Source organism: Micromonospora globispora (assembly GCF_003857015.1).
Classification (GTDB): domain Bacteria; phylum Actinomycetota; class Actinomycetes; order Mycobacteriales; family Micromonosporaceae; genus Micromonospora; species Micromonospora globispora.
On sequence record NZ_QGGF01000459.1, the window covers coordinates 1 to 11,601 of the forward strand.

The window sequence follows — 11,601 nt, forward strand, 5'->3', positions numbered from 1 at the left end:
GATGTGTATAAGAGCCAGCGGCGAAGCGGGCGTCGCGGGCCGGCCAGACCCGCCGGTACGCCTTCCGCCGCAGCTGACGGTCCGGGTGCAGTTGTTGTCGCTCCGGCGACAACAACTGCACCCCCGGAGCCGTGCGGCGCGACAACCGGACGCCGGTGCGCGGGCCGCGCCAGGTAGCCGCGACGCCGCCCCCCGCGTCATGGGGGCCGCGAAGCACTGCGGGACCGGCCGATGCGGGTCTCGGTCCGGATCGACGACCAGCCGCGTCTTCCCCGAAGCGGGGCGTGCGGGACCGGGTGCAGGCGTATCAGGGTGGGGTGGCGCCGCTGATGCTGGCCCTCAGCCGATCAACGGGCGGAAGGTGCCGAGCAGGACGCTGGTCGTCAGTGCGGCTCCGGCCAGCGCGGCAGCCCCGGCGATCAGCAGCGCGTCCCCGGTGGTGAAGCGCTGCCGCCGGGCGACGGTCCGCGGGGTGCCCGCGTCGAAGCCGCGGGCGTCCATCGCCACCGCCAGCCGGGTGCCGCGGCGGATCGCCCCGACCAGCAGCGCGAACGCGGTCGAGACGAAGAGTCGCAGCTTGGCCAGGGGGTTCCGCCCGGCGTCCACGCCCCGAGCGCGCCGGGCCATGCTGATCGTCTCCCACTCCTGCTCGAGCAGCGGCACCAGCCGGAACGCGGCCAGCGCGCCGATGGCGAACCGGGCCGGCGCCCTGGTGTTCTGGATCAGGGCGTCGGCCAGGTCGGTGGCATCGGTGGTGGCGAAGACGATCACGCCGGGCAGCGCCACCGCGAGCATGCGTAGCACCAGGCCGAGCGCGGTGAGCAGCACCCCGGAGGTCACCAGCACCGGGCCCGCCTCGACCAGCACCCGGCCGGACCGGTCGGCGGCGAAGAGCACCAGGGTGACCAGGATGCCGCCGGCGCTGGCCAGCAACGGCCAGGCCCGCCGGGCCAACACCCGGTACCGGATACCGAACAGCGGCAGCACCGCCAGCTCGATCGCAATCGCCAGCGCCGGGGCCACCGGGTCCAGGGTGGCGACCAGGGTGAACGAGAAGACCAGCGCCGCCGCCACCTTCGCCACCGGGTTGCGCCGGGCCAGCGGGGCGCCGGGCGCGGCGACGGGTTCGATGCTGATCATGATGGGTCCTCGGTGGCGCGGGCGTCGGCGGTGCTTCCTCCGGCGAGCGGTCGGCCGGCGGCGGCGACCGGTCCCGCGGTGGCCGCCCGTCCCCGGTCGAGGCTGACGGCGATCACGGGCGTTCCAGGGTGACGGTGTGGCCGGGCCGGGCGCCGGGCACGGCGGTGTGGCCGGGCCGGGCGCCGGGCACGGTGACGGTGCGGCCGGGTCGGGCACCGGGCACGGCGACGGGCGTCGGAGCGGCGGTCGGGGTGGGCACCGTGCCGGTCATGGCCGCTCCAGGGTGACGGTCCGGTCGGCGAGCGCGGCGACGAAGTCCGCGTCGTGGGTGACCGTGACGACACCGTGTCCGGCGTCGCGCAGCTCGGCGAAGAGGTCGACCAGCTCCAACCACGTCCGTCGGTCCTGGCCGAAGGTGGGCTCGTCGCAGATCAGCAGCCGGGGCGCGGTGGCCAGGGCGGTCGCCACGCTCAGCCGCCGCGCCTCCCCACCCGAGAGCGTGTACGGGTTGGCGCCGGCCAGTCGGGCCAGCCGCAGCCGCTCCAGCAGCCCGTCCACGGTGGCCTTCGTCGCCGCCTCGCTCCGGCCGGTCCGACGTGGACCGAGCGCCAGCTCGTCGAGGACGGTCCCGGTGACGAACTGGTGCTCGGGATCCTGGAAGACCGAGCCGATCCGCCGGGCCAGGTCGGGTGCCCGCCAGCGGTGCGGGGGAGTGCGGGCGTCCCGGCCGGCCAGCTCGGCGGTGGCGGTGGCGGTACCCGTGCCGGGGCGGAGCAGGCCGCCGAGGAGCAGGGCCAGGGTGGACTTGCCGGCGCCGTTCGGGCCGAGGATGGCGAGCGCCTCGCCGGCGCGTACCGGAAGATCGGTCGGCGCCAGCCGCGGCGGAAGGCCGAGCCGGTCGGCGGTGAGCAGCAGGTCCCCGGGCGGCGCGGTCGCGTGCCGGGGCGGGATGGTGCGACCCGGCACCCAGACCCCCTCGGCGGCGAGCGCGTCGCCGTGCGCGGCGAAGACCGCCTCGGGTGGTCCGTCGGCGCGGACCCCGCCGCCCGGTTCGAGGACGACCACCCGGTCGACCAGCGGCAGTGCCTCGGCGACCCGGTGCTCGACCAGGATCAGCGTGGTGTCGGCGTCGAGGGCACTGGCGACGGCCTCCCGGACCAGCGCCGCGCCGGCCGGGTCCAGGTTGGCGGTCGGCTCGTCGAGCAGCAGCAGCGCCGGTCGCAGGGCGAGCGCGCCGGCCAGGGCGAGGCGCTGCTGTTCGCCGCCGGAGAGCGCGGCGGTGAGCCGGCCCCGGTGGTACGGGAAGCCGACCCGGCGCAGCGCCTCGTCCACCCGCGGCCAGATCTCCTCGGGCGGTACGCCCCGGTTCTCCAGCCCGAACGCGACGTCGTCGCCGCAGCGGGCCATCACCAGTTGGGCCTCCGGGTCCTGGAAGACGATGCCGACCCGCTCCCGGGCCTTGCGTGGGTCGAGCCCGTCGATCTCGACGGTGCCCTCCTGCTCACCGGAGTCCTCGGGCAGCAGCCCGGCGAGGGCGGCGAGCAGGGTGCTCTTGCCCGCCCCGGACGGCCCGAGCAGCAGCACCCGCTCGCCGGCCTCGATGCGCAGGTCCACCCCGCGCACCGCCCAGCGTTTCCGCCCGGCATGTCGCCACCCGAACCCGCGCAGCTCCACGGCACTCACCGTCCCGCGCACCCCCTCCCGGACCACCCTGCCCGGTTGATCATGGAGTTGGCGGCACTTCCGGAGATCACCATCGCCGTCAACTCCATGATCGACTCGGCTGGGTCAGACGGCGGCGCGTTCGCGGCCGGCGGGGAAGCGATCCAGCACGCCGGTGCCCGCCAGGGCGCGGGTCAGCAGCCAGCCGCCGACGCCGGCGATGACGGTGGAGCTGACGATCGTCAGCAGGGCGTAGGGGAGCCGGTAGCTGGTCAGGTCGTACGTGGCGTTCCAGACGAAGAAGTCGAAGAGCGCCGCGCTGAGGCCGGTCAACGCACCGGCGAGCACCGCGGTCGGCAGCTTGAACGAGCGGTACCGGAACGCCGCGAAGGCCAGCTCCGCACCGAGGCCCTGGACGATGCCCTGCGGGATGACCGTGCCCGCCCACTGGCTGCCCAACAGCGCGGAGATGATCGCCGCCACGGTCTCGCAGTAGAGCGCGGCCCCGGGCTTGCGGATGACCAGGCCGCCGAGCACGGCCGGCATCAGCCAGACGCCGTAGATCAGCGTCTGCGCCGGGGGGAAGAAGGCGAAGGCGCCTTCGGTGGCGCTCCAGACCAGGCCCCAGGCCCAGAAGATGACGCCGAAAGCGACGGCGATCACCGAGGCGACCACGATGTCGATCGTGCGCCAGCGGTTGCTGTCGGTGTGATTCATGCTGACTCCCAGTCCAGTGAAGACGAACCAGGAGAAGACGCACGCCGCGTCCGGTGTCACCGGACGGCGGCGCGGCTGGAGGTCGACCGAACTCCCTGCGCTGGCATTACCCAGATCAGGTTCGAGGGTCTGCGGGCACCGGCCCGCACTCTCAGCGCTGTGCGCTCCCCTGTCGGATGTGAAGTTGTCTCGGCAGACGCTAGCACCGACCGCCCGTACCGGCCTAGCAGGGCGCTCGCGGTCCGGCCGCGCCGCGGTGCGGTGGGTAGGCTGCCGATCATGCGGGTCGACGCGCGAGGTCTGACGTTCGAGGTACGCACCGGCGGCCCCGAGACCGGCGTACCCGTCCTGCTGCTGCACGGCTTCCCGCAGCACGGCGGCGAGTGGGACGAGGTGGTTCCGGCGCTGCACGCCGCCAGGCTGCGCACGTACGCCCTCGACCAGCGCGGGTACTCGCCGGGTGCGCGGCCGGCGGCGGTCGAGGCGTACCGGATCCCGGAGCTGGTGGCCGACGCGGCCGGCGTGCTCGACGCGCTCGGGGTCGAGGCCGCGCACGTGGTGGGGCACGACTGGGGCGCGATCGTGGCGTGGGGGCTGGCGGCGGCGCACCCGGCGCGGGTCCGCACCCTGACCGCCGTGTCGGTGCCGCACCCGGCGGCGATGGGGCACGCGCTCGCCACCGACCCGCAGCAGAAGGCCCGCTCCGCCTACATCGCGCTGTTCCGCAAGCCGGGCAAGGCGGAGAAGGTGCTGCTCGCGCTCAATGCCACCGCGCTGCGGAAGATGCTCGGCGGGGTCGGCGACGCCGCCCGGGTGGCCCGCTACGCCGACCCGATGCGCCAGCCGGGCGCGCTGACCGCCGCGCTGAACTGGTACCGGGCGATGACGGGGGCCGACATGAAGGCGGTGGGGCCGGTGGGCGTGCCGACCACCTTCGTCTGGAGCGACCGGGACATCGCGATCGGCCGGACCGCCGCCGAGGCGTGCGCCGCCCACGTCACGGGGGACTTCCGCTTCGTGCAGCTCTCCGGCGTGACGCACTGGATCCCGGACGAGGCGCCCGGGCCGCTGGCCGAGGCGATCCTCGCCCGGGTGGCCGGGTGATCGCGGCGCCCGCGTCGGCCCGGCCGCACACCCGCGGGTCGCTGGCCGCGCAGCTCCGGCAGCTCGGCGTACGCCCCGGCGGGGTCGTCCTGGTGCACGCGGCGATGCGCCCGTTGGGCTTCCTCTGCGGCGGCCCGGAGGCGGTGGCTCGGCGAGGGTTCCCCGCTGGCCCGGCTCTACGACCTGGACGCCGACGTGCTGTTGCTCGGCGTGGACCACGGCTCCAACACCTCGCTGCACCTCGCCGAGTACCGCCGACCGGCGCCGCCCCGGCAGCGCTGCGGCGCCGCCGTGCTGACCGGCGACGGCGGCCGGGAGTGGGTGTGGTGGGACGACGTGCGGCTGGACGAGGAGGACTTCGCCCGGCTCGGCACCGACCTCGAGACCACCGGCGCGGTGCGGCTGGGGCCGGTCGGCGATGGAACGGGCCGGTTGATGAGGCAGCGGGCGGCGGTCGACTTCGCGGTCGACTGGCTGGCCCGCAACCGACGGACGGAGGAGTCATGACGGTGAGCGCCGACGCGTACCTGGCGGTGGTGATCGAGACGATCGGCCGGGTGGCCGCCGCCCAGCGGGAGGCGGTCGGCCGGGCCGCCGACCTGATCACGGAGTCGCTGCGCGCCGACGGGGTGATCCACGCCTTCGGCACCGGCCACTCGGAGGCCCTCGCCATGGAGATCGCCGGGCGGGCCGGTGGGCTGGTACCCACGAACCGGATCGCCCTGCGTGACCTGGTGCTGTACGGCGGCGAGCCGGCCGACGTGCTCGGCCCCAAGCTGGAACGCGACCCGGCCGTTGCGCACCGCCTCTACGAGCTGGCCCCGGTACGCCCGCAGGACGTCTTCGTGCTCGCCTCCAACTCCGGGGTGAACGGCGCGATGGTGGAGTTCGCGTCCCTGGTGAAGGAGCGGGGGCACGGCCTGGTGGCGATCACCTCGGCGGAGCACTCCGGCCGGATGACCTCCCGGCACCCGTCGGGTCGCAAGCTGGCCGACTTCGCCGACGTGGTGCTCGACAACGGCGCCCCGTACGGCGATGCGACCCTTCCGCTGCCCGGCGGCGGCGCGGTCGGCGCGGTCTCCTCGATCACCGCCGCGCTGCTGGCCCAGCAGATCGTGGCGGAGGTGGTGGCCCGGCTGATCGCGGCGGGGGAGCGGCCCCCGGTCTACCTCTCCGCGAACATCACCGGCGGCGACGAGCACAACGCCGAGCTGGAGGCCCGCTACGCCGGTCGGATCCGCCGGGGGGCGTAAGCCGAACGGCGATCATGAACCGGTTTCGGCGCGCCGCCGACGGGGCACAAGCCTTGCTGCCGACGGGGCGGTCCCCGCCGGCAGTACCGTCTTCCGCGGAGGTAGCGCGTGTCCAAGGAAACCGAGAAGCAGCGCTGGCAGCGCAACTTCGCCGACCTGCTGCAGGAGCTGCGGGTGGCGCAGACCGGGGTGCAGATCCTCTTCGCCTTCCTGCTCACCCTGCCGTTCAGCAACGGTTTCACCCGGACCAGCGGCTTCCAGAAGGACGTCTACATCGTCGCGCTGCTCGCCGCCGCCGCGTCGGCCGCGCTGATCATCTCGCCGGTCGCGTTCCACCGGGCGCTGTTCCGGCAGGGTCGTAAGCCGGAGCTGGTCCGGTACGCCCACCGGATGGCCAGCGGTGGCCTCGCTTTCATGCTGGTCTCCATGGTCAGCGCGGTGCTGCTGGTGACCGATTTCGTGCTGCACCGCTCCTTCGCCCTGGTGCTCAGCGCGCTCACCGCGGTGTGGTTCCTCACCTTCTGGGCGGTGCTGCCCTTCATCCGGCGCGGCTGGGGCGACGACGACATCGACGACGACGATGACGACCCGGACGTCCTCCCCGGCGACTGAACCGCGAGAAGCGGGCCGGACACCTCGCCAAATCGGACGTGCGCCAAACGCTACCGCTGGGTAACACCCGGGAGTAGCGTCAGTTCTGTCGCGCACGTTGACGCAGCCGGACCGAGGTTCGAGGGGGCAGCCGTGACCACGACACAGAACAGCCGACCCGACGGAGCGGGCGCAGCCGGAGCGGGTGGTCCGACCGGCAAGATGCCCCCGATCGACGACACCAGCCCACCGGCCGGCTCCGCCGCGGCGATCGACGAGGCGGGTGGGGTCGGGCCGCTGCCCGGCGAGGCGGGTCAGGTCTCCGAGAAGGAGGCCCGCCAGGTCGCCGAGGCGGCCCGCGAGGCGGCCTGGGACCGGCCCAGCTTCGGCAAGGAACTCTTCCTCGGCCGGTTCCGGCTCGACCTGATCAACCCGTGGCCGCAGTCCGACCCCGACGACGTGCAGCGGGCCGAGGCGTTCCTCGCCGACCTCGGCGCGTACCTGGACTCCGAGGTGGACGGTGCGGCCATCGAGCGGGACGCGCGCATCCCGGACGAGGTGTTCCACGGGCTGGCCCGGCTCGGCGCCTTCGGCATGAAGATCGACCGGAAGTACGGCGGGCTCGGGCTGAGCAACCTGCACTACTGCCGGGCGCTGATGCGGGTCGGTTCGGCCAACCCGGCGATCAGCGCGCTGCTCTCCGCGCACCAGTCGATCGGGGTGCCGCAGCCGCTGAAGATGTTCGGGACGCCCGAGCAGAAGCAGCGGTTCCTGCCCCGGCTCGCGGCCGGTGAGGTCTCCGCGTTCCTGCTCACCGAGCCGGACGTCGGCTCCGACCCGGCCCGGCTGGCCACCACCGCCGAGCCGACCGAGGACGGCAGCGGGTACCGGGTCAACGGGGTGAAGCTCTGGGCCACCAACGGCACGGTCGCCACCCTGCTGGTGGTGATGGCGCGGGTGCCGGCGGCCGAGGGGCGGCGCGGCGGGATCACCGCCTTCGTGGTCGAGGGCGACAGCGAGGGCATCACGGTGGAGCGCCGCAACGCCTTCGTCGGCCTGCGGGGCCTGGAGAACAGCCTCACCCGCTTCCACGACGTGTTCGTGCCGAAGGAGAACGTCATCGGCGGCGAGGGCAAGGGGCTGAAGATCGCCCTGACCACCCTGAACACCGGTCGGCTGTCGCTGCCGGCGATGTGCCTCGGCGCGGGCAAGTGGTCGCTGAACGTGGCCCGCGAGTGGGCCGCCGACCGGGTCCAGTGGGGCCGCCCGGTAGGCGAGCACGAGGCGGTCGCCAAGAAGCTGGCCTTCATCGCGGCCACCACGTACGGCATGGAGTCCATGCTGGACCTCTGCTGCCTGCTCGCCGACGACGACCGCAACGACATCCGGATCGAGGCGGCGCTGGTCAAGCTCTACGCGAGCGAGATGGCCTGGAAGATCGCCGACGAGCTGATCCAGATCCGGGGCGGCCGCGGCTACGAAACCGCCGACTCGCTGGCCGCCCGGGGCGAGCGTCCGGCCGCGGTCGAGCAGCTCCTGCGGGACCTGCGGATCAACCGGATCTTCGAGGGCTCCACCGAGATCATGCATCTGCTGATCGCCCGGGAGGCGGTCGACGCACACCTCTCGGTGGCCGGCGACATCATCGACCCGGACGCCGGGCTCGGCCGCAAGGCGAAGGCGGGCGCCCGGGCCGGCGCCTTCTACGCGAAGTGGCTGCCCACCCTCGCCGTCGGCAAGGGGCAGGCCCCCGGGGCGTACGGGGAGTTCGGGCCGCTCGCCGGCCACCTGCGGCACGTCGAGCGCACGTCGCGGAAGCTGGCCCGGTCGACGTTCTACGCGATGTCCCGCTGGCAGGGGAAGATGGAGCGCAAGCAGGCGTTCCTCGGCCGGGTGGTGGACATCGGCGCGGAGCTGTTCGCGATCTCGGCGGTCTGCGTCCGGGCGATCGCCGAGCGGGAAGCCCACCCGGAGAACGTCGAGCTGGCCGACCTGTTCTGCCGGCAGGCCCGGCTGCGGATCGACGAGCTGTTCACCGGGCTCTGGTCCAACACCGATTCCCAGGACGTGGCGGCGGCGAAGCGCATCCTCGCCGGCCGGTACGCCGCCCTGGAGGAGGGGGTGGTCACCCCGCCGGCGGACGCCCCCTGGGTGGCCCGCTGGACCCCGGGCCCGTCGACCGCCGAGGACGTCCGACGGCGGATCCCACCAGCGGGGTAGGCGGGTACGGCCGCCTCCGGCCGGTGGCGGCTCGCCGGTCGGGAGCCGGGAGCCGGGAGCCGGGGTCAGCGGGCGACGGCCCACGCGATCACGGCGGCAAGGATGAGCCCGTTCAGCCCGGCCAGCACCAGGTAGGCGGCCGGTGGGATCCGGCGGCCCTTGCGGACGTAGCTCACCAGGACGCCCGCGTACACGAGCAGCAGCACGGCGACGACGATCAGGAAGTAGAGCACCGGGACACCCTACCGACCGGACCTCAGCCCGAGGCTGCGCAGCTCCAGCGCGGCGAGCGCGTCCACGGCGTCGTCGTCGCCGCGCCGCCAGGCCTCCGCCACGTCGGGCGCGATTCGGGTCAGCCTGCCGAGCGGCTGGCCGGCCAGCGCGCGCAGCGCGAGGAGGTCGCGACCGCGCCGGCCCGGCGCATCCAGCGCACTCGCAGTGGCAGCCAGCCGAAGAGCACCAGGCCGAGCGGGAAGACCAGCACCGCGATGGTCAGCGCGAGCGCCAGCTGGCCGACGAGTTCCTGCTGGTCGCGGCCCGCGTCGGCGACCGCCCGGGCGGCGTCGGCGGCCCTGGTGAAGGGGGCGGTCAGCTCGTCGCCGACCAGCGGCACCCGGCCGACCTTGCCGCCGGCGTCGGCCAGGTTGTCGGCGAGGCCGCTGCCGGCCCCCTCCAGCTTCTGTCCGGGTACGGCGAGCTTCTGCACCAGGTCGTGCAGCCAGAGCGCGAAGCGGATCGCCGCGTACACCCAGACGACCACCAGCAGGTCGGTGAGCAGCTGACGGAGGGCGGTGGGAAAACGGTCAGCGTAGATCTTCACGCCGGACAGCGTGCCACGCTCCGGCCGCCTCGGCACGGCTCAGTTTTCTCAGCCGGCGCAGTCCGGGCAGGTGCCGAAGATCTCCAGGGTGTGGCTGACGTCGGCGTACCCGTGCTGGGCGGCGACCCGCTCGGCCCAGCTCTCCACCGCCGGCCCGGCCACCTCCACCGTCCGGCCGCAGGCCCGGCAGACCAGGTGGTGGTGATGGCCCTCGCTGCACCGCCGGTAGAGGTGCTCGCCGCCGGGCAGGCGCATCACGTCGATCTCGCCCGCGTCGGCCAGCCCCTGCAACGTCCGGTAGACGGTGGTGAGACCGACCCGTTCGCCCCGCTCCCGCAGCATCGCGTGCAGGTCCTGGGCGCTGTGGAAGCCCTCCACCTCGGCCAGCAGCGCGCTCACGGCCGTCCGCTGCCGCGTGTTCCGGAGCGTCCCCTCGGTCACGGCCCCTCCCCGGCGTGGCTGACCGCGTCCGCGACGATGTGCGCGACGTGCTCGTCCACCAGGGCGTACGCGATCTCGCGACCGCGCCGGGAACCGCGGACCACGCCGGCCCCGCGCAGCACCCGCAGATGCTGGGAGACCAGCGGCTGCGGGGCGCCGAGCTTCTCCACCAGCTCGTGCACGCACCGTTCACCCTGCGCCAGCTCGCTCACGATCGCCAGCCGGATGGGCGCCGACAGCGCGCGCAGCAGCTCACCCGCGCCCTCGAAGGCGTCGTACCCGTTCGTGCCGGTCACGCTGTAACGGTAACCAATGCCAGCAGGGCGGGCCGGGGCCGGCTCACCCGAGCACCACCTCGTGCGGCTCGGCGACCGGCTCGCCCGGTTCGGCGGCGGGCACGGCAGCCGGGCCGGTACGTCGGCGCAGCGCCCGCCAGCCGGCCGCGCCGAGCGCGACGACCAGGAACGACGCGATGGCGAGCAGGACCACAGAGGCGCCGGGCGCGGTGTCGGCGGTGGCGGCCACCCAGATCCCCGCCCCGGCGGCGAAGAGCCCGAGGGCCATCGCGGCGGCCATCGTGCTGCGGAACCCGCGGGTGACCTGCTGCGCGGTGGCCACCGGCACCACCATCAGCGCGCTGATCAGGAGCACGCCCACCGCCCGCATGGCGATGGTGACGGTCACCGCGGTGGTCACCGCGAGCAGCAGGTTGAGCGCCCGGACCGGCAGGCCGGAGACCCGGGCGTACTCCTCGTCGTGGCAGATCGCGAAGAGCGCCGGGCGCAGCGCCAGCATGGTCACCAGGATCGCCACCCCGAGCACCAGGATGGTGGTCAGGTCGGCCGGTGAGGTGGTGGTCAGCGACCCGAAGAGGTAGGCGTTGAGCGAGGCGTTGCTGGCGTTGGAAAGGCCGACCAGCATCACGCCGCCGGCGATGCCGCCGTAGAAGAGCAGCGCCAGAGCCAGGTCGCCGGAGGTGCGGCCGCGGGCGCGGACCAGCTCGATGGTGATGGCGCCGAGCGTCGCCGCGATCACCGCCACCAGCACCGGGGAGCGGTTGAGCAGCAGCCCGGCGCCGACCCCGGTGAGCGCCACGTGCCCGATGCCGTCGCCGATCAGCGCCAGCCGCCGCTGCACCAGGTAGATCCCGAGCGCCGGCGCCGCCAGCCCGATGACCAGGGCGCCGACCAGGGCGCGCAGCATGAAGTCGTACTGGAAGAGGTCCATGCTCAACTGCTCCACAGCCCGGCGGGCTCCTCGGGACCGTGCGGGTGCACGTGGTCGTGGTCAGGTTCCGCGTGGTGGCCGGCGGGCTCCGGCACGGCGCCGTCGTGGCAGATCCCGCCCTCGTGGACGACGACCGCGCGGCTGATCAGCGGCCGCAGTGGGCCCAGCTCGTGGGCGACCAGCAGTACGGTGCCGCCGCCGTCGAGGAACCCGCGCAACGCCCCGGCGAACGCCTCCTGGCTGGCCGCGTCGACCCCGGCGGTCGGCTCGTCGAGGACCAGCAGCTCCGGCTCACCGGCCAGCGCCCGGGCGATCAGGGTGCGCTGCTGCTGACCGCCGGAGAGGGTGGCGACCGGGTCACCGGCCCGGTCGGCGAGCCCGACCGCGCGCAGCGCCGCGTCGACCGCCGCCCGTCCGGGCGCAGGA

15 protein-coding genes and 1 riboswitch are annotated in these 11,601 nt (G+C 74.2%); of the genes, 5 read left to right on the forward strand and 10 right to left on the reverse strand.

Features of this window, described 5'->3' with window-relative positions; genetic code table 11:
* Positions 1-339: 339 nt before the first annotated feature.
* The 4 genes from DKL51_RS24680 to DKL51_RS24690 all read right to left on the reverse strand — a co-directional run bounded on the left by DKL51_RS24680 (position 340) and on the right by DKL51_RS24690 (position 3,519).
* A complete protein-coding gene (locus DKL51_RS24680) occupies positions 340-1,140 on the reverse strand; it encodes an energy-coupling factor transporter transmembrane component T family protein (RefSeq protein ID WP_109943658.1) in 801 nt (266 codons plus the stop codon).
* Between the two features lie 112 nt (positions 1,141-1,252).
* Positions 1,253-1,411, reverse strand: coding sequence for a hypothetical protein (locus tag DKL51_RS35135; protein ID WP_165823058.1), 159 nt, complete (start codon positions 1,409-1,411; stop codon positions 1,253-1,255).
* A complete protein-coding gene (locus DKL51_RS24685) occupies positions 1,408-2,823 on the reverse strand; it encodes an ABC transporter ATP-binding protein (protein ID WP_109943682.1) in 1,416 nt (471 codons plus the stop codon). Before DKL51_RS24685 ends, DKL51_RS35135 begins: the two co-directional genes overlap by 4 nt.
* Before the next feature lie 105 nt (positions 2,824-2,928).
* On the reverse strand, positions 2,929-3,519 hold the full coding sequence (locus DKL51_RS24690) for an ECF transporter S component (protein ID WP_109943681.1): 591 nt from the start codon (positions 3,517-3,519) through the stop codon (positions 2,929-2,931).
* 74 nt (positions 3,520-3,593) lie between these two features.
* Positions 3,594-3,700, reverse strand: a riboswitch (TPP riboswitch).
* Between the two features lie 98 nt (positions 3,701-3,798).
* Here DKL51_RS24690 and DKL51_RS24695 point away from each other — a divergent pair.
* The 5 genes from DKL51_RS24695 to DKL51_RS24715 all read left to right on the forward strand — a co-directional run bounded on the left by DKL51_RS24695 (position 3,799) and on the right by DKL51_RS24715 (position 8,687).
* Complete coding sequence (locus DKL51_RS24695) at positions 3,799-4,623, forward strand: alpha/beta fold hydrolase (RefSeq protein ID WP_109943657.1); 825 nt, start codon at positions 3,799-3,801, stop codon at positions 4,621-4,623.
* Positions 4,624-4,818: 195 nt separating this feature from the next.
* Positions 4,819-5,130 (forward strand): AAC(3) family N-acetyltransferase, encoded by a 312-nt coding sequence (locus tag DKL51_RS24700; protein ID WP_423790646.1) that lies wholly within the window; start codon positions 4,819-4,821, stop codon positions 5,128-5,130.
* Complete coding sequence (locus DKL51_RS24705; protein WP_109943655.1) at positions 5,127-5,876, forward strand: sugar isomerase domain-containing protein; 750 nt, start codon at positions 5,127-5,129, stop codon at positions 5,874-5,876. The genes DKL51_RS24700 and DKL51_RS24705 overlap by 4 nt, the downstream gene beginning before the upstream one ends.
* A 108-nt stretch (positions 5,877-5,984) precedes the next feature.
* A complete protein-coding gene (locus DKL51_RS24710) occupies positions 5,985-6,488 on the forward strand; it encodes a DUF6328 family protein (protein ID WP_109943654.1) in 504 nt (167 codons plus the stop codon).
* A 201-nt stretch (positions 6,489-6,689) separates the two neighbouring features.
* Entirely contained in the window at positions 6,690-8,687 is a 1,998-nt protein-coding gene (locus DKL51_RS24715; protein WP_423790647.1) for an acyl-CoA dehydrogenase family protein, read from the forward strand.
* Between the two features lie 65 nt (positions 8,688-8,752).
* On the opposite strand, the gene DKL51_RS35140 is transcribed toward DKL51_RS24715, so the two are convergent.
* The 6 genes from DKL51_RS35140 to DKL51_RS24740 form a co-directional block, all read right to left on the reverse strand.
* Positions 8,753-8,920, reverse strand: coding sequence for a hypothetical protein (locus tag DKL51_RS35140; RefSeq protein ID WP_165823057.1), 168 nt, complete (start codon positions 8,918-8,920; stop codon positions 8,753-8,755).
* A 119-nt stretch (positions 8,921-9,039) separates the two neighbouring features.
* Entirely contained in the window at positions 9,040-9,507 is a 468-nt protein-coding gene (locus DKL51_RS24720) for a hypothetical protein (protein WP_260428657.1), read from the reverse strand.
* Positions 9,508-9,555: 48 nt separating this feature from the next.
* Complete coding sequence (locus tag DKL51_RS24725) at positions 9,556-9,948, reverse strand: Fur family transcriptional regulator (RefSeq protein ID WP_109943651.1); 393 nt, start codon at positions 9,946-9,948, stop codon at positions 9,556-9,558.
* The gene (locus DKL51_RS24730) at positions 9,945-10,244 is read right to left on the reverse strand and encodes an ArsR/SmtB family transcription factor (protein ID WP_109943650.1); all 300 of its coding nucleotides are present in this window, start codon (positions 10,242-10,244) and stop codon (positions 9,945-9,947) included. The genes DKL51_RS24725 and DKL51_RS24730 overlap by 4 nt, the downstream gene beginning before the upstream one ends.
* 43 nt (positions 10,245-10,287) lie before the next feature.
* Positions 10,288-11,175: a metal ABC transporter permease gene (locus tag DKL51_RS24735; RefSeq protein WP_109943649.1), complete on the reverse strand. Its 888-nt coding sequence runs from the start codon at positions 11,173-11,175 to the stop codon at positions 10,288-10,290.
* A gap of 2 nt (positions 11,176-11,177) precedes the next feature.
* Positions 11,178-11,601: ATP-binding cassette domain-containing protein (locus tag DKL51_RS24740; protein ID WP_124812560.1), on the reverse strand; the 424-nt coding region annotated here is incomplete at its 5' end.